Origin of the sequence: Thermobifida alba (genome assembly GCF_023208015.1) — a bacterium.
Taxonomy (GTDB): domain Bacteria; phylum Actinomycetota; class Actinomycetes; order Streptosporangiales; family Streptosporangiaceae; genus Thermobifida; species Thermobifida alba.
Genome location: NZ_CP051627.1, coordinates 3,362,788 through 3,385,357, shown reverse-complemented (window position 1 = coordinate 3,385,357; position 22,570 = coordinate 3,362,788). Strand labels below are relative to the sequence as shown.

At 71.8% G+C, this 22,570-nt stretch carries 19 protein-coding genes; 13 read left to right on the top strand and 6 right to left on the bottom strand.

Annotated features, from left to right (window positions below):
- Positions 1–37 precede the first annotated feature (37 nt).
- The 3 genes from FOF52_RS14970 (at position 38) to FOF52_RS14960 (ending at position 4,523) form a co-directional block, all read left to right on the top strand.
- A complete protein-coding gene (locus FOF52_RS14970) occupies positions 38–1,186 on the top strand; it encodes an acyl-CoA dehydrogenase family protein (RefSeq protein ID WP_248590577.1) in 1,149 nt (382 codons plus the stop codon).
- A gap of 65 nt (positions 1,187–1,251) precedes the next feature.
- The gene (locus FOF52_RS14965; RefSeq protein ID WP_248590576.1) at positions 1,252–3,381 is read left to right on the top strand and encodes a 3-hydroxyacyl-CoA dehydrogenase NAD-binding domain-containing protein; all 2,130 of its coding nucleotides are present in this window, start codon (positions 1,252–1,254) and stop codon (positions 3,379–3,381) included.
- The gene (locus tag FOF52_RS14960; protein WP_248590575.1) at positions 3,378–4,523 is read left to right on the top strand and encodes a CaiB/BaiF CoA transferase family protein; all 1,146 of its coding nucleotides are present in this window, start codon (positions 3,378–3,380) and stop codon (positions 4,521–4,523) included. The genes FOF52_RS14965 and FOF52_RS14960 overlap by 4 nt, the downstream gene beginning before the upstream one ends.
- Here the strand turns inward: FOF52_RS14960 and FOF52_RS14955 are convergent.
- Complete coding sequence (locus FOF52_RS14955) at positions 4,492–5,298, bottom strand: ester cyclase (RefSeq protein WP_248590574.1); 807 nt, start codon at positions 5,296–5,298, stop codon at positions 4,492–4,494. The two genes, FOF52_RS14960 and FOF52_RS14955, sit on opposite strands and share 32 nt — an antisense overlap.
- A gap of 161 nt (positions 5,299–5,459) precedes the next feature.
- On the opposite strand from FOF52_RS14955, the gene FOF52_RS14950 reads away from it, so the two are divergent.
- Entirely contained in the window at positions 5,460–6,233 is a 774-nt protein-coding gene (locus tag FOF52_RS14950) for an enoyl-CoA hydratase/isomerase family protein (RefSeq protein ID WP_248590573.1), read from the top strand.
- A 91-nt stretch (positions 6,234–6,324) separates the two neighbouring features.
- Positions 6,325–6,942: a TetR/AcrR family transcriptional regulator gene (locus FOF52_RS14945; protein WP_248590572.1), complete on the top strand. Its 618-nt coding sequence runs from the start codon at positions 6,325–6,327 to the stop codon at positions 6,940–6,942.
- Positions 6,943–7,020: 78 nt separating this feature from the next.
- On the opposite strand, the gene FOF52_RS14940 is transcribed toward FOF52_RS14945, so the two are convergent.
- The gene (locus FOF52_RS14940) at positions 7,021–8,919 is read right to left on the bottom strand and encodes an oxidoreductase (protein WP_248590571.1); all 1,899 of its coding nucleotides are present in this window, start codon (positions 8,917–8,919) and stop codon (positions 7,021–7,023) included.
- Between the two features lie 136 nt (positions 8,920–9,055).
- Between FOF52_RS14940 and FOF52_RS14935 the strand changes: the two genes are divergently transcribed.
- Together FOF52_RS14935 and FOF52_RS14930 are read left to right on the top strand one after the other, a co-directional pair.
- On the top strand, positions 9,056–9,844 hold the full coding sequence (locus tag FOF52_RS14935) for an SDR family NAD(P)-dependent oxidoreductase (RefSeq protein ID WP_248590570.1): 789 nt from the start codon (positions 9,056–9,058) through the stop codon (positions 9,842–9,844).
- 227 nt (positions 9,845–10,071) lie between these two features.
- Positions 10,072–11,451 carry an MFS transporter gene (locus FOF52_RS14930; RefSeq protein WP_248590569.1) on the top strand — a complete coding sequence of 460 codons (1,380 nt, stop codon included), beginning with the start codon at positions 10,072–10,074 and terminating at the stop codon, positions 11,449–11,451.
- Between the two features lie 347 nt (positions 11,452–11,798).
- Here the strand turns inward: FOF52_RS14930 and FOF52_RS14925 are convergent, their stop codons facing one another.
- Positions 11,799–12,590, bottom strand: coding sequence for a phytanoyl-CoA dioxygenase family protein (locus FOF52_RS14925; protein WP_248590568.1), 792 nt, complete (start codon positions 12,588–12,590; stop codon positions 11,799–11,801).
- A gap of 257 nt (positions 12,591–12,847) precedes the next feature.
- Here FOF52_RS14925 and FOF52_RS14920 point away from each other — a divergent pair, with 257 nt between their 5' ends.
- The 6 genes from FOF52_RS14920 (at position 12,848) to FOF52_RS14895 (ending at position 18,814) form a co-directional block, all read left to right on the top strand.
- On the top strand, positions 12,848–13,951 hold the full coding sequence (locus FOF52_RS14920) for a nucleotide disphospho-sugar-binding domain-containing protein (protein ID WP_341849686.1): 1,104 nt from the start codon (positions 12,848–12,850) through the stop codon (positions 13,949–13,951).
- A gap of 49 nt (positions 13,952–14,000) precedes the next feature.
- Positions 14,001–15,122 (top strand): DegT/DnrJ/EryC1/StrS family aminotransferase, encoded by a 1,122-nt coding sequence (locus tag FOF52_RS14915; RefSeq protein ID WP_248590566.1) that lies wholly within the window; start codon positions 14,001–14,003, stop codon positions 15,120–15,122.
- Between the two features lie 62 nt (positions 15,123–15,184).
- Entirely contained in the window at positions 15,185–16,432 is a 1,248-nt protein-coding gene (locus tag FOF52_RS14910; protein ID WP_248590565.1) for a class I SAM-dependent methyltransferase, read from the top strand.
- A 13-nt stretch (positions 16,433–16,445) separates the two neighbouring features.
- On the top strand, positions 16,446–17,189 hold the full coding sequence (locus tag FOF52_RS14905; protein ID WP_248590564.1) for a class I SAM-dependent methyltransferase: 744 nt from the start codon (positions 16,446–16,448) through the stop codon (positions 17,187–17,189).
- Positions 17,190–17,195: 6 nt separating this feature from the next.
- On the top strand, positions 17,196–17,819 hold the full coding sequence (locus FOF52_RS14900; RefSeq protein ID WP_248590563.1) for a dTDP-4-dehydrorhamnose 3,5-epimerase family protein: 624 nt from the start codon (positions 17,196–17,198) through the stop codon (positions 17,817–17,819).
- On the top strand, positions 17,816–18,814 hold the full coding sequence (locus FOF52_RS14895; RefSeq protein ID WP_248590562.1) for an NAD-dependent epimerase/dehydratase family protein: 999 nt from the start codon (positions 17,816–17,818) through the stop codon (positions 18,812–18,814). The genes FOF52_RS14900 and FOF52_RS14895 overlap by 4 nt, the downstream gene beginning before the upstream one ends.
- Here FOF52_RS14895 and FOF52_RS14890 read toward each other — a convergent pair.
- The 3 genes from FOF52_RS14890 to FOF52_RS14880 form a co-directional block, all read right to left on the bottom strand.
- Positions 18,765–20,144 carry an NAD(P)/FAD-dependent oxidoreductase gene (locus FOF52_RS14890; protein ID WP_282573507.1) on the bottom strand — a complete coding sequence of 460 codons (1,380 nt, stop codon included), beginning with the start codon at positions 20,142–20,144 and terminating at the stop codon, positions 18,765–18,767. The two genes, FOF52_RS14895 and FOF52_RS14890, sit on opposite strands and share 50 nt — an antisense overlap.
- 177 nt (positions 20,145–20,321) lie before the next feature.
- Positions 20,322–21,917, bottom strand: a complete 1,596-nt coding sequence (locus FOF52_RS14885) for an MFS transporter (protein WP_248590560.1) — start codon at positions 21,915–21,917, stop codon at positions 20,322–20,324.
- A gap of 31 nt (positions 21,918–21,948) precedes the next feature.
- Entirely contained in the window at positions 21,949–22,530 is a 582-nt protein-coding gene (locus tag FOF52_RS14880) for an NADPH-dependent FMN reductase (RefSeq protein ID WP_248590559.1), read from the bottom strand.
- Between the last annotated feature and the right edge of the window lie 40 nt (positions 22,531–22,570).

Here is a 22,570-nt window from a genome sequence, read left to right as displayed (position 1 = left end):
GATGCTGTGTTCTGCGCCGATTCCGGGGGTGCCTTCGATGGAGCGATCCGTGTTCACCGAGGACCACGAGCTGTACCGCGAGAGCGTCCGACAGTTCGTCGCCAGAGAGGTCGTTCCGCACCGGGCGCGCTGGGAGGAGGCCGGCATCGTCGACCGCTCCCTGTTCGAAGCCGCCGGAGAGGCGGGCTTCCTCGGCATCGCCGCCCCCGAGCGCTACGGCGGCGGCGGAACCCCCGACTTCCGCTACAACGCGATCCTGTCGGAGTGCCTGGCCGAGGCCGACGTGCTCGCCGTCGGACTGGGCCTGTCCCTGCAGGCCGACATCGCCCTGCCCTACCTGCTGGACCACTGCACCCCGGAGCAGGCCGAGCGCTGGCTGCCCGACGTCGTCGCGGGGCGCCGCATCCTCGCCCTGGCCATGACCGAGCCCGGCGCCGGCTCCGACGTCGCCGCGATCACCACGACCGCGGTCCGCGACGGCGACCACTACGTCGTCAACGGCGCCAAGACCTTCATCACCAACGCGCTCAGCGCCGACCTGGTCATCACCGCCGTCAAGACCGACCCCGCGGCCGGACGCAAGGGGATCAGCCTGCTCGTCATCGAGGCCGACACCCCCGGCTTCTCCCGGGGCGCGAAGCTGCCCAAGGTCGGCCAGCACGCCGCCGACACCGCCGAACTGTTCTTCGACGACGTGCGGGTCCCCGCGGCCAACCTGCTCGGTGAAGAGGGGCGCGGCTTCTACATGATCATGGGCCACCTCACCCAGGAGCGGATCGCCGTCGCCGTCCAGGCCACCGCGCAGGCCCGCCGCGCCTACGAGCTGACCCTGGAGTACGCCAGGCAGCGCCAGGCCTTCGGCCAGCCCATCGGCCGTTTCCAGCACAACCGGTTCGTGCTCGCCGAGATGAAGACCGAGACCGACATCGCCCAGGCCTACCTCGACCGGCTGCTGCTCGCCCACGCCGAGGGGACCTTGGACGCCGTCGACGCCGCCCAGGCCAAGTGGTGGACGACCGAACTGTGCCAGCGGATCGTCGACCGCGGCGTGCAGCTGCACGGCGGCTACGGCTACATGCTCGAATCACCGATCGCCAGGGCCTGGGCCGACAGCCGCATCCAGACCATCTACGCCGGGACCACCGAGGTCATGAAGGAGATCATCGGGCGCTCCCTCGGGCTGTGACCCGCAGCCCCGGAGCGCCCCCGTCCGTGTCCTGCCCCGGCAGGCCTTCCCAGAGTGGAGACCAAGTGACGCACCGCCCACTGCCCGACACCATCCGCAGCCGCGACCACGACCGGGTGGCGGTCCTCGAACTCGACCACCCCGACCGCTCCATGAACGTCGTCGACGAGCGGGTGCTGAGCGACCTCGGCCGCCACTTCACTGCCGTGCTGGACGACGACTCGATCGACGCCCTGGTCCTCACCTCCGCCAAGAAGGGCTCCTTCGGAGCCGGAGCCGACGTCTCCTGGCTTCCCGAACTGGCGGCGCGCCCCGACGCCGCGGAGTTCCTGGCCGGCGTCCACGACCTGATGCTGCGCGTCGTCCGCTCCCCCAAGCCGGTCGTGGCCGCCCTCAACGGCGCGGCCTTCGGCGGGGCGCTGGAGCTGGTCCTCGCCGCGCACGCGATCGTCGCCGTGCCCGAGGCCGTCGTCGGCCTGCCCGAGGTCACCCTGGAACTGCTGCCCGGCGGCGGCGGAACCCAGCTGCTGGGCCGCTGGGTCGCCACCGAGGACTGGGTGGAGCTCCTGGTCAGCGGAGGGCGCCTGAACGCGGACCAGGCCCGCGACAGGGGGCTGGTCACCGAGGTCGTCGCGGCCGACGGCCTGCTGGAGGCGGCCCTGCGGCACGCCGCGCGGCTGGTCGCCGACCCGCGGTCGCGGACCGGGCGCTCCCACGACGCCGAGGCCGGTGCGGCGCTGGTGGCGCGGGTCCGCGAGGAGCGGGCGAACAGCCGCGCGGGCCTCACCCCGGCGGTCGAACGCATCCTGGACTGCCTGGCGGTGGGCATCACCGAGGGCATCGAGGCGGGCCTGGCCGCCGAACGCGACAGCTTCCTCGCGCTGCTCCGTTCGCCCCGCGCCCGGGCCGCCATCCACCTGTTCCAGGCCGAGGCCGACATCAAGCGGCGCAGCCGGGGCGCGGACGGCCGCGCCGAGCGGCTCGGCGTCGTCGGCGGCGGCCAGATGGGCTCGGGCATCGCCGCCACCGCCGTGTCGCGCGGCCTGAGCGCACTGGTGCGCGACGTCTCCGCCGAGTCGCTGGACCGCTCCCGCGCCTACCTGGACCGGGTGCTGGCGCGCTCGGCCCCGGAGGACGGAGCCGACCCCCGCGCCGAGCGGTGGCGCGGCACCACCGGCTGGGACGGGTTCGCCGAGACCGACGCCGTCGTCGAGGCCGTGTTCGAACTGCCCGAACTGAAGAACGAGATCCTCACCACGGTGAGCGGCCTGGTGGGCGAGCAGACCCTGCTGGCCACCAACACCTCCGCGATCTCCATCCGCTCCCTGGCCGCCTCGGTGCGCGCCCCCGAGCGCTTCCTGGGCATGCACTTCTTCAGCCCGGTGGAGCGGATGCCGCTGGTGGAACTGATCCCGCACGAGGGCACCTCCGCCGAGACCCTGGCCCGCGCCGCCGCGCTCGGCCGCCGGCTGGGCAAGGTCCCGGTGGTGGTCGGCGACGCCCCCGGCTTCTTCACCTCCCGGGTGTACGCGCGCTGGCTGATCGAGGGGGTGCGGCTGCTGCTGGAGGGGGTGCGCCCCGGGGTCGTCGACTCGGCCGCGAAGGCCGTGGGCTTTCCGGTCGGCCCGCTCCAGGCGCACGACGAGGCCGGCGTCGAACTGGTGGTGCAGGCCAGCATCACCCAGGTCGCCGAGAACGTGATGACCGACCGGATCGACGTCGCCGCCGTCCGCAAGGCCCTGGAGACCCTGCTGGAGGCGGGGGTGCGGGGCCGCCGCCAGGGGCTCGGCTTCTACCGCTACGCGGACGGGCGCCGCGTCGGCCCCAACGACGAGGTGCTGGACGTGCTCGGGGTGGCGCCCGTCGACGCCGACGCCGCGGCGGCGGGGGAGCGGCTGCTGCTGGCCTTCGCCAGCGAGTGCTTCCTGTGCTGGGACGACGGAACCCTGTGCCACCCCGACGACGGCGACGTGGCCTCGGTGCTGGGCATCGGGTTCCCGCGGGCCCTGGGCGGCCCGTTCCACTGGGCGGACGAGGTGGGGGCGGCCCGCGTCGTCGAGCGCCTGGCGGCCGCGGGCGGAGCCGAGTTCCCGGCCGGCGCGGCCCTGGAGGCCCTGGCGGCCGAGGGCGGCCGGTTCGCGGACGCGGCACGGCGCCCCGCGCCCTTCACCGAGCCGGAGGGGGAGTCGGCGTGAGCGGCACCGGCGGCGGCCCCCTCGCGGGGGTGCGCGTCCTCGACCTGAGCCGGCTGCTGCCGGGCGCGTCCTGCACCCGGCTGCTGCGCGACCTCGGCGCCGAGGTCGTCAAGGTGGAGCGGCCCGGGGTCGGCGACGACCTGCGGCACGAGGCGCCCGAGGTCGCCGACGGGGTCTCGGCGGTCCACCAGTTCCTCGACGCGGGGAAGCGGTCGGTCGCGCTCGACCTCAAGAACCCCGACGACGTCGCCCTGGTACTGGCGCTGGGCGAACGGGCCGACGCCGTGCTGGAGAGCTTCCGGCCGGGGGTGGCCGACCGCCTCGGGGTCGGCTACGCTCAGTTCGCCGCACGCAACCCGGCCGTGGTCTACGTGTCGCTGAGCGGCTACGGACAGGACGGTCCGCGCTCGCACGAGCCGGGCCACGACATCAACTTCTGCGCCGAGGCGGGAGTGCTCAGCACCACCGGGAGCGCGGAGAGCGGACCGGCGCTGTCGGCGGTGCTCACCGCCGACATGACCGGGGGGTCGCTCGCGGCGACCGCCGTCCTCGCCGGAGTCCTCCAGGCGAGGGCGACCGGGCGCGGCAGCCACGTGGACGTCTCCCTGTACGAGGCGGCGCACTGGGCGCTGGCCCTGCCCATGTCCGCCCACCTGGCGGGCGGCCCCGACTGGGCGAACCAGAGCGGGCCGCTCAACGGCGGCCTGCCCTGCTACCGGGTCTACGCCTGCGCCGACGGGCGGCACATCGCCGTCGGCGCGCTGGAACCGGTGTTCTGGGAGCGCCTGGTGGCCCTGCTGGACCGCCCCGACCTGGCCGACCGGCGGACCGACCCGACCGCGATCGGCGAGTTGGCCGCGGTCTTCGCGCAACGGCCGCTGGCGGAGTGGCTGGACCTGCTCGGCGACGCGCAGGTGTGCGTCTCGCCGGTGCGGACGCTCCCGGAGGCGGCGGCCGACCCGCACCTGCGGTCCCGCGGCGGAGTGGTCACCGCCGGGGAGGAGTGGACGGTGGAGCAGCCCGGCTGCCCGATCCGCTTCGCGGGCCACGAGGTGCGCCGGGCCGTCGCCCCCGAACTCGACGGCGACGGCCCCTGGGCGCGGGAGCAGGTCAGTCCCGCACCGCCGCGTTCAGGCGCTTGACCAGTCCCCAGCGGTCCCGGACCAGGTCGACGGCGACGACCTCGTCGCCGTCGACCCGGGCCAGCAGGGTCGCCCCGAGGGTGCCGGCGGCGCCCCGCGCGGCGTCGGCCACCCCGGGGAGCCCGCCCGCGTAGTCGCCGTGCACGGTGAGCGCGGCGGCCACCCGGTCGCCGGCCGAGAACAGGTCGTCGACCACCACCCTCTGGCCGGTCAGGAGCGGGCCGGGGGTGGTGCCGGTCTCCAGCAGGCGCACCTGCGGCGCGGTGAACAGGTCGCCCCCGTCGGCCACGGCGCCGTCCAGCCAGGAGCGCAGGGCCTTCTCGGCGCGCTCGGCGCGGGGAGCGTCGCGGGTGGTCGCCCACGGGTCGGGGTGGGGGGCTTCGAGGGGGCGGGTGGTGTCGGACGCGGCCTGCTCGTCGCGGCCGAGGAAGTCCTGTTCCACGCGGCAGCTGAGGAGCCGTTCGCCGTCCCAGCGGTAGAGCGAGATGCCCGGCCAGACCGCGACCTGGGAGCCGTCGGTGCCGAGGGCGCCGTGTTCGCTGAACCGCATGGCCAGACGGTCGCCGGAGAGCACCATGTCGTGCACGGTGAGCATGAGCGTGGGGAAGCGCCGGAAGGTGGTGGTGACCACGCGGCGGTAGTCGGCCATCCCCAGGGACCGTCCGGAGATGGTGATCTCGTAGTCCTCGGACATGATCTCGTCGCAGACCGACGGATCGTGCGCGGTCGTGTAGTCGACGCAGTAGCGGCGCATCAGGGCGACGTAGGGTTCCACGAGCGGCCTCCTCGGGGCGACGGACACTGGTATTTTAATGAACGGTAAGTAGAATACCGAGGAACCGGCGGGTTCGCGCGGCCGGGGCCCGGGTCGCCGCCGGCGGGGCGGCGGGCCGCCGTTGGCTCTTGGCTTACTGTTAAGTAATCTAGGGGGTTGTGATGGATGAGCGCTATGGCATGCTGGCCGTGGCCGTGAAGGATTCGGCGGCGGTGGTCACCCTCGACCGTCCCGAGAAGCTCAACGCGCTGCCGTTCGAGTTCTGGACCGACCTGCAGCGCCTGCTCGCGGACGCCGCCGCGGACCCCCGGGTCCGGGTGCTGGTGGTGCACGGTGCGGGGCGCTGCTTCTGCGCGGGCGGCGACATCGAGGGCTTCGGGGGCCTCGACGACATCCCGGCCCGCCGCCGTTACCAGGACCTCGCCTTCGCCGCGTTCCGCGCCTTCGAGACCTTCCCCAAGCCGACGATCGCCGCCGTGCACGGCTTCGCCCTCGGCGGCGGCTGCGAGTTGACGATGGTGACCGACATCGTCGTCGCCGACAGCACCGCCCAGTTCGGCACCCCCGAGGCGGCGGTCGGCCTGATGCCCGGACTCGGCGTGGTCCGCGGACCCGCCAACACCAACCTGCACTGGCTGAAGCACATGATCTTCACCGGTGAGCGGCTCAACGCGGAGGAGGCCCGCCTCGCCGGACTGGTCACCACGGTGACCCCCGAGGGGCAGCACCTCGACGAGGCGCTGCGCCTGGCCGGCCTCATCGCGGCCAAACCCGCCCTCGCGCTGCAGGTGGCCAAGCGGATTCTCAACCGTGGCAGTGCGGAGGGATACGATTACTCGGTCGAGGCGACCGCCCTTCTCCACGGAAGCCACGACCAGCAGGAGGGCGTGGCGGCGTTCAAGGAGCGGCGCTCCCCTCGCTTCCAGGACAGATAGGGTGCCCCCGTGTCGGTTCACCCGATCGACGGACGGTACGGGAACGGCACCAACGTAGGCGTGGCAGAACAACCCGGATTCGGACCATGTGATGGCTAGGGCAACACCAGAGAAGCGGCGGAGCCGCACCCGGGGGCAGGCGGGAAACGACCGGCGCACCCAGATCATCAAGGTCGCCACCGCGCTGTTCCGCGAGAAGGGCTACCACGTCACGTCGTTGGACGACATCGCGGACCGTATCGGGTTCACGAAGCCGGCCATCTACTACTACTTCAAGAGCAAGGAAGACGTGCTGTTCGCGATCGTGAACAGCATCGTGGACGAGGCGCTGGAACGGTTCCGCGCCATCGCGGACGGGCCGGGCAGCGCAGGAGAGCGCATCCACGCCCTCCTCGTCGAGCACACCCGGACGATCCTGCGGAACCTCGACGCGAACACGGTCTTCTACAACGAGCGCGGTCTGCTCTCGCCCAAGCGGGAGAAGGAGATGCGCCAGCGGGAACGCGAGTACACCGAGGTCATGCGCAGTCTCTACGCGGAGGGCGTGGCCAGCGGGGAACTGCTCGACATCGACCCGTCGGTCGCCACGGCCACCCTGCTGGGCGCTTCGATCTGGTCCTACCGCTGGTTCGACCCGAGGGGCCGGCTCTCGGTCGACGAGGTGGCCGAACAGATCGCGAAGCTCCTGCTCAACGGCTACCGCCGCTGAGCAGGCCGCACCGGTGGAACCGGAGCGGGGGTGTCCGGCCGAAGCCGGACACCCCCGCCGACGTGTTCCCGCCCGGGGTCACACCGCCAGGCCCGCCTCCGCTCCCGAGCGGACCGCGGCCACGAAGTCTGCGGGGCGGTCCGCGTCGCCGACCACGTGGACCTCGTGGCCGGCCAGGGCGTCGACGAGGTCGGCGGCGCGGGAGCGCCAGCCCAGCGCCACGGCCACGTGCTCGGCCGCCAGGGAGTGCTCCTCGCCGTTCGACTCGTAGACCACCTCGCCGGGGCCGACCCGCACCACGCGCGCCCCGGTCACGAACTCCACCCCCCGCTTCCGCAACTGCTTGATCAGGTAGCGGCGGGTGATCGCCTCGATGCCCCGGCCCACCGACGAGGCCATCTCCACGACGGTGACCTTCGCTCCGGCCTCGACGAGCAGTTCGGCGGTCTCGCAGCCGGTGGCGCCGCCGCCCAGCACCGCCACCGGGGAGCCCGCGGCCACCGGGCGGCGGCCGTTCAGGTACTCCTGGGCGTCGTGGACGTGCGGCAGGTCCAGCCCGGGGATGGGCGGCAGCAGGGGAGCCGCGCCCGTGGCCAGGATGACGGCGTCGGGCTTCTCCGCGCGCAGCAGTTCCGGGGTGGCGTCCACGCCGGTGCGCACCTCCACCCCCAGCCGCCGCAGTTCCTGCTCCTGCCAGTCGCGGAACCGGAACACCTCGTGCTTGCTGGGGGCGCTGGCCGCGACTGCCAGCTTCCCGCCGACCCGCGGGGACCGCTCCAGCAGCAGCACCCGGTGGCCGCGTTGGCGGGCGGTCCGGGCCGCCTCCATCCCGGCGGGCCCGCCGCCCACCACGACGACCCTGCGGGAGCGGGCGGCGGGCCGGACCGCCCAGTCCTCCTCCCGTCCGATGGCGGGGTTGACCGTGCACACCACCTCCCCGCCCGGGCCCACCTGGTCGACACAGGCGTTGCAGGAGATGCACGGGCGGACGTCCGCCTCCCGTCCCGCGGCGACCTTGTTCGCCCAGTCGGGGTCGGCGATGAGCCCCCGGCCGATGGCGACGAGGTCGGCGGCGCCCTCGCGCAGCGCACGGCGCGCACTGGCGGGGTCGTGCAGCCGCCCGACCGAGATGACCGGGACGGAGACCGCCTGGCGGACCCGGGCGGCCAGCGGCACGAGCTGCCCGCGCGGCACCCACATCGGGGGAATGGTGGTGTGCAGGGACTTCCAGGTGCCCGAGGAGATGCTCAGGCAGGCGACGCCGTCCTCCTCCAGCCAGCGGGCGACGGTGACGGCGTCGTCGACGGTCGTCCCGCCGGGCAGCGCCTCCTCCCCGCTCAACCGGTAGAAGAGCGGCAGGTCGGGGCAGCGGGCCCGGATCGCGCGGGCCACCTCGCGGGCGAAGCGGGCCCGGTTGGCCAGGGAGCCGCCGTAGGCGTCGTCGCGCTGGTTGGCCAGCGGCGACAGGAAGTCGGAGACGAGGTAGCCGTGCGCGCCGTGGACCTCGACGTAGTCGAATCCGGCCTCCTGGGCGAGTGCCGCGCCCTCGGCGAAGTAGTCGACGATCTCGGCGATCTCGGTGGTGCTCAGCGCGTCGGGCACCGGCGAGACCGAGTTGAGCGGGACCGGTGAGGGGCCGACCCTGCGGCCGGTGAGCACCTGGCGCCCCGGGTGCATCAGCTGGGCTCCGGCCGCGGCGCCCTCGGCGCGGATCGCCTCGGCCAGGCGGGCCAGGCCGGGCAGGTAGGCGCGGCTGTGGATGTGCGGCTCAGGGCCCCGGGTGGCGGGATCGACGAGCAGCGCCTCGACCGTGACCGCTCCCACCCCGCCGGCCGCTCGGCGGCGGTAGTAGGCGACCACCGCGTCGGTGATGTGCCCGTCGCGTTCCAGCCCGGTTCCCATCGGCGCCATGACGATCCGGTTCCTCAGGTGGACGCCCGCGACCTCCAGTGGGGTGAACAGCGGGTCCTCGTCCATACCGCCACCGTCCTTTGTTCGTCTGTGAGTCCCGTACCGGCGAAAATAGTATTCGACTTAACAGTAAGTCAATATGGCAGACTGGGAACGGGCCGCCGGACCCGGCGGCTCCCCGCGGTGACAAGGAGGAACACTCATGGGTGCGAACACCCCGGAGCTGGCGGGACGGGTGGCCCTGGTGACCGGAGCCAGCCGGGGCATCGGGCGTGCGATCGCCCGCACGCTGGCCGCCGACGGGGCGGCCGTGGTGGTCAACTACCGACGCGACCGCGAGGCCGCGGAGAGCCTGGTCGCCGAGATCACCGACGCGGGCGGCCGGGCGGTCTGCGTGGCCGCCTCGGTCGGCGAGGTCGCCGAGGTCGACGCGCTGGCCGACGCCGCGCTCGACGCCTACGGGCACGTGGACCTGCTCGTGCACAACGCGGGTATCGCCAGCCGGGGGCTGCCGGTGGCCGAGACCTCCTTCGAGGAGCTGCACCGGGTCGTCAGCGTGCACGCGCTGGGCGTCCACCGCCTGCTGGGACGGCTGCTCCCCGGCATGCGCGAGCAGCGGCGCGGCGACGTGGTGATGATCTCCAGCAGCGAGGTCAGCGAGATGCGGCCCAACGGGGCCCCCTACAACATGGGCAAAGCCGCCCTGGAGGCGCTGGCCCTCACCCTGGCCAAGGAGGAGGTCCGCCACGGCATCCACGTCAACATCGTCGCCCCCGGCCTGGTCGCCACCGACATGGGCGACCGCCTGGTGCGCGCCAAGCTCGGCGAGGACAGCGCGGAGGCGCTGGACGCGTCGATGCCGCTGGGGCGGGTGTGCCGTCCCGACGACGTGGCCCGGGTGGTGCGCTTCCTGGTCTCCGAGGACGCCGGCTACGTCACCGGGCAGCGGATCGTCGTCGACGGCGGGGTGAACGCCTCGCCCACCGGGTGAGCCGCGACGCGGGGCGCCCGCACGGCGTTCCCGCCCCTCCGTGAACCGGGGCGCGGAACACCGTGCGGACCGGGGCATTGTCCTCCCCGGGGATTGGTGTTACTTTTTTCACTGACTTTACAGTAAGTAAAAAACGGGTGGGGTGGCCCGTGTTCCCCCGGAGCCGGTCGGCGCCGCACCCGCAGGTCTTGCTGTGACGCGTCCAGCCCGCACAGAGGGAGGAAGAGGTGGACGGTAACAAGCCGGACAACACGGGAGGCGTGCTCGTCGACCGGATCATCGACGGCGGCCGGATGGCGGGGATGCAGCTGGGCGTGGTCGTGCTGTGCCTGCTGATCGCCATCATCGACGGTTTCGACGTCGGCGCCATGGGCTTCACCGCCCCGGCGATCTCCCAGGAGTGGGGGATCGACGTCGGCGATTTCGGCCCGGTCTTCGGGGTCAACCTGTTCGGGATGATGGTCGGCGGCATGCTGCTCGGCCCGCTCGCCGACCGCTACGGCAGGCGGAACATGATCATCCTGTCGATCGGGGTCGTCGGTGTCTTCACCGCCGCCGCGGTCTTCGCCACGTCGGTGCAGGTGCTGCTGGTCCTGCGCCTGATCAGCGGTATCGGCATGGGCGGACTGACCCCCAACCTGATCGCCCTGTCCGCGGAGTACGCGCCGGCCCGGGTCCGGTCGACCGTGGTCACGGTCGTGGTCTGCGGAATGACGTTCGGGATGTTCGTCGGCGGCATGGTCTCCTCCGCGCTCATCCCCGCGTTCGGCTGGCAGGCCGTCTTCCACAGCGGCGGCTGGCTCGCGCTCGTGCTGCTGGTGGCCGCTCTGCTCTGGCTGCCGGAGTCCACGAAGCTGCTCGTCCAGCAGGGCTCCCACGACAAGCTCGCCCGGATCCTCCGGAAGATCGACCCGAGCCTGCAGACCGACGGGAGCACCCGGTTCACGATCACCGAGCAGAAGGTGACCCGCTCCCCGATCACCGCCCTGTTCACCGACGGCCGCGCCGTGACGACGCTGCTGCTGTGGCTGGTCTTCTTCCTCAACCTGCTCATCATCTACTTCCTGTCGAACTGGCTGCCGGCGCTGTTCACCCAGGCGGGACTCGGAGACACCAACGCGCTCGTCGCCTCGTCCCTGTACCAGCTGGGCGGCGTCGCCGGCGGCCTGGCGCTCGGCATCCTCAGCGACCGGCGCGGCTCCCTCGTGCAGGCGGTCGGCGGCTGCTACCTGCTCGGCGCGGTGTTCCTCGGCGTGACCGTCCTGGGCATCGGAAGCGCCGCGATCGTGATGGTGACGGTGTTCATCGTCGGCTTCGGCATCAGCGGCAGCATCACCGGCATGAGCGCGGTCGCCGCCCAGGTCTACCCGACCCAGGTCCGTTCCACCGGTGTCGGCTGGGCGTACAGCATCGGCCGGATCGGATCGATCATCGGCCCGACGGTCGGCGGCATCTTCGTGTCCCTGGGCACCGCCCCCACCACCCTGCTGGCCTACATGATCGCCCCGACCCTGTGCGCGGTCGTCTCCGTGCTCGTGCTCGCCGCCCGCAAGCCCACGGCGGCCTCCGCGCAACAGCCCGGACAGGAGGCCGAGAAGGCGGCGTGACCGCAGCCCGGCCACCCGCACCGGTGGCGCCGCCGGACTCCCGGCGGCGCCACCGGCGTCCCTCCCGGGGCACGGCCGTCCCGTGCACGGGAAGAGCGTGAGACGGAGCCCCGCAGCGCAGGCCGTGGTCCGCACGGTCCCCGTGGCCGCCCCCGGTGCAGCGGAACCCGTGCCCGGCGGCCGGACGTGCCGCCCCTCCACCGTCCCCCGGAGTCACGCGGCGCCGGGCGGAAGGGGACCGGGGAGGCCGGAACGGCGGAACTCCGCACTCCCCCCGGTTCGAGCGGCGGTCCCGCGGTGACAGCCGAGGCGACCGCTCCGGTACGGCGGGAAGGGGACGCGACCCGCTAGAGGGCGCTGCCCACCCGGGGGTAGCGTTCGCCCTCGATGAGATCTCCCGGTTTGAAGCCCAGGTCCTCCTCGGCGAACCCGGCCGAGGGCTCGAACCTGGTCTCGGCGTCGATGTAGACGGTCGCCAGGGACAGCCGGTCGGTGTCGGTCTCGTTGGCCCCGGCCATGTGGACGACACGCTCGTTGTGGAAGGTGCAGCCGCCCGCCAGCAGCGGGACGGTGACCCGGGGCAACCAGGCGAACTCGGGATACTTCTCGAAGATCTCCCAGTCCTCGGGGGCCGGCTCGGGAGTCAGGTGGGAGCCGGGGACGAAGGTCATGCACCCCCGCTCCACCGGGACGTCCACCAGGGCCACCCAGGCGGAGAGGGTCGTCCCGCCGTGCCAGGGCCAGTAGGGCTCGTCGATGTGCGGCGGGGTCACCGCGGACTTCTTGGCGGGCTTGCGCAGGATCTCGGAGCGGAACATGCGCAGCGGTCGACCGGCCAGGCGCTCCGCGATCCCGGTGATCCTGGGGTGCAGAGCCAGGCGGCGCAGGGCCGCACTCCTGGTCTCGGCGTCGGCGATCCACTCCATGACGGTCGCCCCCTCGGGGACACCCTCGTCCACCGAGGAGTCCCACAGCTCCTTCTTCGACAGGCCGAGCTGCTCACGAGCGTCGGCGAGGCACTCCGCGACCTCCTCGTCGGTCAGGACCCTCGGAATGTGGAGGAAGCCCTGGCGCCGGTAGAGCTCGACGTCTTCTTCCGAGAGGTTCTCCGGAGTGGTGAGTTCCGCTGTGTTCTTCACGGCAAGGCTCCTTTCGAAGGCGGCCACCCGTCCCGACGGGACCGTTCCGGAGTGGGCACGGCGTCGGGGGGCGGATTCCGTTCTAGTCCCGCAGAGCCCCGGGGGCGGACAACCTCCGACCGCCTTTGTCAGGTCGTCCGGCGGGCGGACCCGCGACTTGACACAGCGGACGGTCCCGCCTTGTCTGCGCCCCCGCGTACCGGGGACGCTCACAGACGGCGTTCCCCTTGAACCGACTACGGCTCCGCGGAGGCCCCGTGAGGATCTTGTTTATTCCGGGCAACAGTCCGTCACCGATTTTTTCGCACGCCTCGTTGGCGACAGCTGCGCGGAACCGCGGCCACGAGGTCATCGTGGGAGGAATCGAATGGGTGCTCCCGGAGATCGCGGCGATCGGGCTCGCCCCGGTCAAGATCGCCGACATATCGGAGGCTGATGTCGCCGAGTTCATGAGCACGGCCCCCGCCGACCCGGTGGAGCAGGCCAAGGCGGTGGGCCGCGTGTACGCGGAGATCGCGCTGCAGAGCCTGGACCCGCTGCTGCGGATGGCCGAGAAGTGGCGTCCGGACATCGTCGTCGGCGGATCGATGTTCTACTGCGCTCCCCTGCTGGCGCACCGGCTCGGAGTGCCGTCCGTCCGTGTGGAGTGGGACCGTGTCGACGCGGCCATCTACGCGCCGGGGGCAGCAGAGGTCCTGCCTCCGCTCCTCACGGAATGGGGGCTCGACGAGGTTCCGGCGCCCGACCTGTGGGTCGACATCTGCCCTCCCAGCCTCCGGCCGACCGTCGATCCGGACCGCCAGGCGATGAGATGGCTGCCCACCAACCCGCAGCGCCCCCTGGAGCCGTGGATGTACGCCAAGGGGGAACGGCCCCGGGTCTACATCACGGCCGGTGCCCGACTGTTCAGCGGCGAGTCCCTGAGCCACATGGCGCGAAGCGTCTCCGACCTGGGGGTGGAGGTGGTCATCGGGGCGCCCGAGAGGGTCGCGGCGGACCTGCGCAAGGAGCTCCCGGACATCCAGGTCGGCTGGGTGCCCCTGGACGTCCTCGCCCCCACCTGCGACATCATCCTGCACCACGGTGGTGGCGTCACGGACATGACGGCGCTGCACGCGGGGGTTCCGCAGGTGATCGTCAACCAGGACATCGCGGCCGAGGCGATGCAGCGCCTCGCCGACCACGGCGCCGCGGTGATGCTCGGAGCGGACGAGCAGAACGCCGAAGAGATCGCGGGGGCCTGCGCCCGGGTGCTTGAGGACCCCCGGTACCGGCAACGGGCGCGCGCGCTCTCCGCCGAGATGGCCGAACTGCCGCCCCCGGCGGAGATCGTCGCCCTCATGGAGAAGTTGGCGGGATGACGGGACGCCGCGGCACGCGGGGACCGACAGCTACCGGAAAGGCGTTTCAGTGACGATCCGTGTGTGGGACTACCTGCCCGAGTACGAGGAGGAGCAGGCGGACATCCTCGACGCGGTCCGCACCGTTTTCGAGTCGGGGCAGCTGATTCTCGGCGAGAGCGTCCGTGGTTTCGAGCGGGAGTTCGCCGCCTACCACGGCGTGGACCACTGCGTCGGGGTGGACAACGGCACCAATGCCGTCAAACTGGGGCTGCGAGCGCTGGGAATCGGCCCGGGGGACGAGGTGATCACCGTCTCCAACACCGCGGCGCCGACCGTGGTGGCGATCGACGACGTGGGCGCCGTCCCCGTGTTCGTCGACGTCCGGGAGGACGACTACCTGATGGACACCGACCAGGTGGCCGCGGCCGTCACCCCGCGCACCAAGGCCCTGCTGCCCGTCCACCTCTACGGCCAGTGCGTCGACATGGCCCCCCTGCGGCAGATCGCCGACCGGCACGGCCTGGTCATCCTGGAGGACTGCGCGCAGGCCCACGGCGCGCGCCGCAACGGCCGCCTCGCCGGAACGATGGGCGACGCGGCGGCCTTCTCCTTCTACCCGACCAAGGTGCTCGGCGCCTACGGGGACGGCGGGGCGGTGGTCACCTCCGACGCCGACGTGGACCGGAACCTGCGCCGACTGCGTTACTACGGCATGGAGGACGTCTACTACGTCGTCGCCACGCCGGGATACAACAGCCGGCTGGACGAGGTGCAGGCGGAGATCCTGCGCCGCAAGCTCGGCAGGCTCGACAAGTACACGGCGCAGCGCCGGGCGGTGGCCGAACGCTACTTCGACGGCCTCGGCGACCTCGCCGAGGCCGGTGACCTGGTCCTGCCGGCCACGACCGAGGGCAACGAGCACGTCTACTACGTCTTCGTGGTGCGCCATCCGCGGCGCGACGAGATCATCGAGCGGCTCAGGCACCACGGCATCTCGTTGAACATCAGCTACCCGTGGCCGGTCCACACCATGACCGGCTTCCAGCACCTCGGCTACGCCCGGGGGGCGCTGCCGACGACGGAGCGCCTCGCCGACGAGATCTTCTCGCTGCCCATGTACCCCTCTCTGCCCCGGGAGCGGCAGGACCGGGTCATCGACACACTGCGCGAAGTCCTGGCCACCCTGTGAGCCCCCGACCCGACCGATCCGGCAGCGCGGCGTGTCACCGCGCGGCCCTGCGAAGGAGCAGCATGACCGAACCAGCGAACGGAGACCTGGCGACCGTGTCCCGGTGCCGTGTGTGCGGCGGCCCGCTCAACCAGTTCCTCGACCTCGGACGGCAACCGCTGTCCGACGCGTTCCTCACCCCCGGGGACGTCGCCGACGAGTACTTCTACCGGCTCGCGGTGGGGTGCTGCGCCTCCTGCACGATGGTGCAGCTGGTGGAAGAGGTGCCGCGGGAGCGCATGTTCCACGAGGGCTACCCGTACCACTCGTCCGGCTCTTCCGTGATGCGTGAGCACTTCGCCCGGACCGCGCGGGACCTGGTCCGGTCCGCGGCTTCCGACGACCCGTTCGTGGTGGAGATCGGGTGCAACGACGGGGTCATGCTGTCCACCGTCCGCGACCTCGGGGTCCGCCACCTCGGGTTCGAACCCTCCGGAGGGGTCGCGCGGATCGCGCAGGCCGGCGGGATCCGGGTGCGCGTGGACTTCTTCGAGGCCTCCACCGCTGCCGAGGTCAGGGCCGAGGAGGGGCCGGCGGACGTCATCTACGCGGCCAACACCCTGTGCCACATCCCCTACGTGGAGTCCATCATGAAGGGGGTGGACGCGCTGCTCGCCCCCGACGGGGTCCTGGTGTTCGAGGACCCCTACCTGGGCGACATCATCTCCAAGACCTCCTTCGACCAGATCTACGACGAGCATTTCTTCTTCTTCAGCGCCGGGTCCGTCGCCGCCATGGCACGGCGGTTCGGGCTGGAACTGGTCGACGTGCAGCACCTCCCGGTGCACGGCGGGGAGGTCCGCTACACGCTGGCCCGCGCCGGGGCCCGCACCCCCTCCGACGCGGTGGCCGAGCTGATCGAACGGGAGGAGGCCGCGCGGCTGACCGATCCGGCCACCCTGCTCGGGTTCGCCTCCGGGGTCGCCCGGATCCGCGACGACCTGACCACGCTGCTGCGCGAGCTGCGGGCACAGGGGAAGACGGTGGTGGGCTACGGCGCCACCGCCAAGAGCGCGACCGTCACCAACTTCTGCGGCATCGGTCCTGACCTGGTGTCCTACGTGTGCGACTCCACGCCCGCCAAGCAGGGGAGGCTGACGCCGGGAGCGCACATCCCGGTGCTGCCGCCGGAGGCGTTCTCCACCCCCTACCCGGACTACGCGCTGCTGTTCGCCTGGAACCACGCCGAGGAGATCATGGCGAAGGAACGGGAGTTCCACGACAACGGCGGGCGGTGGGTGCTGTACGTGCCCGACGTCCGGATCGTCTGACGGGGGGCGGGGCGTGGACGGCACGAACGGCCTGGCCGGGATCTACCGGAGAGCCGAACTCTACGAGACGATCTACCGGGGACGGGGCAAGGACTACGCGGCCGACTCCGCGAGGGTCACCGCCCTGGTCCGCGAACACCACCCCTCCGCGGCCTCCCTGCTCGACGTGGCGTGCGGGACCGGATCCCACCTCAGGTACTTCGCCAAGGAGTTCGACCATGTCGAAGGCGTGGACCTGGCCGCAGACATGGTGAGGCTGGCCCGGAGGAACCTGCCGGGAGTCCCCGTGCACCAGGGGGACATGCGCGACTTCCGGCTCGACCGCACATTCGACGCGATCACCTGCATGTTCAGTTCGATCGGCTACCTGCGCGACGCCGACGAGCTGACGGCCGCACTGGAATGCTTCGGGCGGCACCTGGCCCCCGGAGGGGTGATCGTCCTGGAGCCCTGGTGGTTCCCGGAGCGGGCCCTGGCCCGGCACGTGGTGGGCGACGTCGTCACGGTCGACGGGCGGACGGTCTCCCGGGTCTCCCACGCGGTGCGCCGGGGGGCGGCCCACCACATGGAGGTCCACTACCTCGTCGCCGACCCGGACGCGGGGATCCAGCACTTCACCGACACCCATGTCCTGGCCCTGTTCGAACGCGAGCAGTACGAGGCCGCGTTCGCCCGGGCGGGGTGCCGGGTGGAGTACCTGGGGCCGGAGGAGACGTCACCGGGCCTGTTCGTGGGAGTGCGGACCGGGGAGGAGTGAGAGCGGATGCGTGCACGCAGGCTCGGTGTCGAGGGGGTCGTCGAATTCACGCCGACGGCCTTCCCCGACGAGCGGGGCTTCTTCGTCTCCCCGCTGCAGGAGAGCGTCTTCGTCGAGGCGGTCGGACACGCCCTCTTCCCGGTCGCGCAGGCCAGCTACAGCGTCTCCAGGCGCGGAGTGGTCCGGGGGGTCCACTACACGGCGGCCCCGCCGGGGATGGCCAAGTACGTGTACTGCCCCCAGGGCAGGGCGCTGGACGTCGTCGTCGACATCAGAGTCGGTTCCCCCACCTTCGGCCGGTGGGAGAGCGTCGAACTGGACCGGAGGGGCGCCCGGGCGCTGTACATACCGGCGGGGGTCGGCCACCTGTTCGTGGCGTTGGAGGACGACACGGTGATGTCGTACCTCCTCGCGGGGGAGTACGTGGCGGAGAACGAGCGCGAGATCTCCCCCTTCGACCCGGAGCTGGCCCTGCCGATCCCCGAGGACATCAGCCCGATCCTGTCGAAACGGGACCGCGAGGCGCCCTCCCTCGCCCAGGCGGGGGAGGCCGGGCTGCTGCCGGAGTACGAATGGTGCCTCGCGGCGGAGAAGAGGACGGGGCTCCTCGGAGGCGGGGAGCGGAGATGAGGAGCGGACAGCGGAGCGGCCCGCGACGCGTCGCGGTGATCGGCGGTACCGGCTGGGTGGGCAGACACGTCTCCGAGGCGTTCGAACGGCACGGCCACGAAGTGCTCGTCCTCGCCCGCGGCGCCGCCCCGTGGACGCGGGGCCTCCGCTTCCGCGCTCTCGACCTGGTGGCGGCGCCGGTCCGGGAACTGGTGGAGACGCTCCGCGAGGAGCAGGTCGACGTCGTGGTCAACGCGACCGACGGGGCCAACGCCAGAGACGGCTGGAAACGTACGGAGGCGGAGTTCACCGCCGCCAACGTGGACGCGGCGCGGCGGCTGGTCGAGGCGGTCGCCACGCTCCCCGGGCGGCCCCGCCTGGTGCACATCGGCACCGTCCACGAGTACGGGCCGGTGGAAGCGGGAGTGCTCCTCCACGAGGCGGTCGAGCCGCGGCCGGCGAACGCCTACGCGCGGACGAAACTCGCGGGGTCGCGGGCCGTGCTCGACGCGGCGCGGGAGGGGGCCGTGGACGGCGTGGTGCTGCGGTTGGCCAACGCCTGCGGACCGCACCCCTCCCCCGCCTCGTTTCCGGGCATGCTGCTGCGCCTGTTCCGTGACGCCGCGGCCGGTGGCGAGGCGGTGGTCCGCGTCACCGGCGCGCAGCTGGACTTCGTCGACGTCCGTGACGCCGCGGACGCGGTGCTGCGTGCGGCGACGGCGGCGGACGCGGTCGGCCGTGCCGTCAACATCGGCAGCGGCGTCGCTGTGCCGGTGCGGACCCTGGTGGCCATGATGGTCGCCGTCACCGGGGTTCCGTCCGACGCGGTCAGGGAGGACCGCGGCCCGGCGACCCGGCTGGGCGGCGACTGGGTGCGGGTCGACAACCGGTTGGCGGCACGGCTGCTCGGCTGGAGGCCGCGGTTCTCCCTGGAGGACTCGCTGCGGGCCATGTGGCGGGCCGGGGTCACCGGCTCCCGGGACGCACCGGACCGAGGGGGTCTCCCGAGCCGGTGAGTACGCGTGCCGCGCGGACACCGGAGATCATGGCGGCCTCGGTGGTCGGTGAACTGAAGTAGTCGCCCGCGAAGACGACGGGTGCGCGCTGACCGCGCATCACCTGGACCGACCTGCGGTACCGGCCGGGGGTCGGAAGGGGGAACCCGTAGGGGCGCTCGGCGATCTGGAAGGGTTCGGGGTCGCTGGGGAAGCTCGGCCACATCGTGCGGAGCAGCGGGGTGACCTCGGCGAACTGCTGTTCGGGGGGAAGCCCGAGGAGGCGTCGGGTGACGGCCCGGCCCGGATAGGCGAAGACGAGCAGCTTGTCCACGGTCGTCCCCCGGCCGGTGCGGACCCGCTTGGGATAGGTGATCATGTTCCGGATCTTCGGGTCCTCGGCGCCGCCCGCCATGATGTGGGTCTCGGCGGGCAGGGCGTCCCGGTCCACGAGGTAGGAGACAGAGAGAGCGGGTTCGTACTCCTGGCTCTCCAGGTAGGTGCGCGTCTCCTCGGAGACGGCCCGCTGCGGCAGTGCGGAGGCGAGCTTCGCCGCGATCGGGGCGGGCACGGCGACGACGATGTCGTCGAACTCCTCCGAGACGACGGTCCCGTCGTTCCCCCGCGCGGTCACCCGTACCCGCTCGCCGTCCAGACGCAGCTCCTCCACCTCGTGCCCCAGGCGGACGTCGGCCCCCTCGGCGTTCTTCTCGGCCAGGACCTCCATTCCCCTGGAGAAGACGTAGAACTTGGCGCCGCCCATCTGGGCCAGCATCGCCCGGGCGTGGGACACGGAGATCCGGTCGCAGTCGAAGTTCCAGAACCCCTCGATCTGGGAGCGGAGCATGTAGTCGAAGCCCCTGCGGGACAGGATCCGGTTGCCGTACTCGGTGGCGGTGGTCCCGTCGTCGAACTCCGCCAGCTTCACCGGGTCGAACAGGTCGATCCGGTTCCGGTTGACCAGCATCTCCCGCATGGAGGCGACGATGAAGGCGATCCGGTCGCGCAGCCGCACGTGCCGGTAGGACAGGAGCGCGGTGACGGAGTCGGAGGGAAGTGCGGCGGGAACACCGTTGTCGACGACGAGCAGATTGCTCGAAATGCTCGACAACTCATTCTCCAGCCCGTGTTCCCGGATCATTTCCAGCATCAGTGAATAGATGCTGGCGCACATCAGGTTGATCCCGACGTCGGGCTCGATCTCCGGTCGGTGCCAGGACCGCGCGCGTCCGCCGAGCCCGTCCGCGGCCTCGAAGAGGACGACGTCTCTGCCTGCTTTGACGAGTTCACGTGCGGCGGCACATCCGGCCATTCCCCCTCCGATGACAGCGGTTCTGGAACGGCTGGGCATGGCGCACCTCCGTGGGAGAAAGGAAAACGTTTTTCCGGTGTCGAGCCTAGAGATTTTCGTGGTGGTGTTGAATAGCAGGAGTTTGTGGACGGGAACCTGACATTCTCGGAGGAGAATGCGTGCGTGAAAGAGGCCCCCCGCTCTGCTGCGGGGGGCCGGAGCCGGACCGGGAACGCCTCAGGGCGCCTCGGTCGCGGTTTCCCGTTCCGGAGCGGCCGGCCCCGGCTCCTCCGGGGTTTCGTCGGTGGACTGCCGTCCGCGGAGGACGGTCACGACCAGCACGGCCAGGCCCACGACCACCAGGGCGTTGGTGTAGCTCACCGCGCTCAGCCCCGCCAGGAAGGCCTCACGGGAGGCGTCCAGCAGCGCGGCGGCCGTCGCGGACGGCAGCTCCTCCGCGACCGCGGCGGTGGACGCGAGACTGTCACGGGCGGCCTCGGCCGCCTGCGGCGGCACGTCCGCCGGAATGGAGTCCTCGATGAGGAAGCGGTACACGGCGACGCCCACGGAGCCGAGGGTGGCGACTCCCAGTGCCATGCCCATCTCGCTGCAGGTCTCCGACATCGACGAGGCCGCACCGCTCTTCTCCCGGGGGGCCGAGGCGACGATCAGGTCGATGGTCAGCACCATCAGCGGGCTCAGCCCGAAGGTCACCAGGAGGCTGCCGACCACGGCCCAGGTGAGTCCTCCCGAGGCGGCGTCCGCCTGGCCGAACATCACGTAACCGAGCGCGGACAGCAGCAGACCGCCCGCGATCGCGTAGGGGGCGGGCATCCTGGCGGCCAGGGCAGGGGCCACCATCGCTCCGGCGACGTTCGCCACCGCGTACGGCATCATCCACAGGCCGGCCTGCACCGACGACAGGTCCAGGACGAGCTGCAGGTACTGCGCGAACAGCAGCACGAACGCACCCAGGGTCAGGATGCCCAGCAGCATGCCGATCAGTGCGCCGCTGAACGCGCGGTTGCGGAACAGCTGCAGGTCCATCAGCGGATCGTCGAGCCTGCGCTGCCGGCGGACGAACAGCCAGCCGAAGAAGACCCCGCCCGCGATCGCGACCATCGGAACCGGCGCCCAGCCGACGTCGGCGATCTCCTTGAGCCCGTAGATGACCGGCAGCAGGGCGGCCAGCGACAGCGCCACGCTGACCAGGTCCAGCCGCCCCGCTTCCGGGGCGCGGTACTCGGGCAGCAGGAGCGGTCCCAGCACCAGCAGCAGGAGCATGACCGGCACTCCCATGAGGAACACCGACCCCCACCAGAACCACTGCAGCATCACGCCGCCGATCATCGGGCCCACCGCTCCACCCGCCGAGAAGCAGCTCAGCCAGACCGCGATGGCGAAGCCGCGCTGTTTGGGGTCGTGGAACATGTTGCTGATCAGCGAGAGCGTGGACGGCATCAGCGTCGCCCCGGCGATGCCCAGCAGCGCCCTGGCCACGATCAGCGTTTCGGCGGTGGGCGCGTAGGCGGCCGCGACCGAGGCCGCGCCGAACGCCATGGCGCCGATCATCAGCAGCCGCCTGCGGCCGATGCGGTCGCCCAGGGTCCCCATCGTGATGAGGAACCCGGCGATCATGAACCCGTAGATGTCGAGGATCCACAACTGTTGGGTGTTGCTCGGCCGCAGGTCCTCGGCCAGGTGGGGGAGGGCCAGGTGCAGCACGGTGAAGTCGAGCGCCAGCAGCACGGTGGGCAGGGCCAGGACGGCCAGCCCGATCCACTCCCTGGCCCCGGCCTTCGGAGGCGGAGAGGTGTTGTCTCCTGTGGACATGGGTGGGGTTCCTTCCCAGGTGTTGTCGGAGTCAGGTGCCGTAGGGACGGATGGTGCGGTGGGCCCGCAGCGCCTCGGCCCACCACACGAGCCGGTCGAGCATGGTCCGGGCCGCGGAGTCGAGGTCCTCGTGGCCGACGAGTTTCCCGTCGCCGTCGAGCTGCTCCCAGTAGTTGCGCAGACTGACGGCGGCGCGGACGGTCACCGCCTCGACTTCGGTGAAGACCAGTCGGAGCTGCTCGACGGCGTGCATCCCGCCGGTCCTGCCTCCGTAGGAGACGAAACCGACGGGCTTGGCGTGCCACTCGCTGTAGAACCAGTCGATGGCGTTCTTCAGGGAGGCGGGGAAACTGTGGTTGTACTCGGGAGTGACCACGACGAACGCGTCGGCCGCGGCCAGCCACGGAGCCAGGTCGCGCACGGCTTTCGGCCGGTGCCCGTGGTCCTCCGGGAGCACCTCGGGAAGCCACGCCTGAGCCAGGTCGATGACGTCCACCTCGATGTCGTCGCGCTGCCTCGCCAAGGAGGCGAACCACTCCGCGGCGGTCGGGCCGAAGCGCCCCTCGCGGATGCTGCCGATGATGACCACCACACGGAGACGCTGCTCGGCCATGAGAGATCTCCGTCCCCTCCCGTCGTTTCGGGCCGGACGC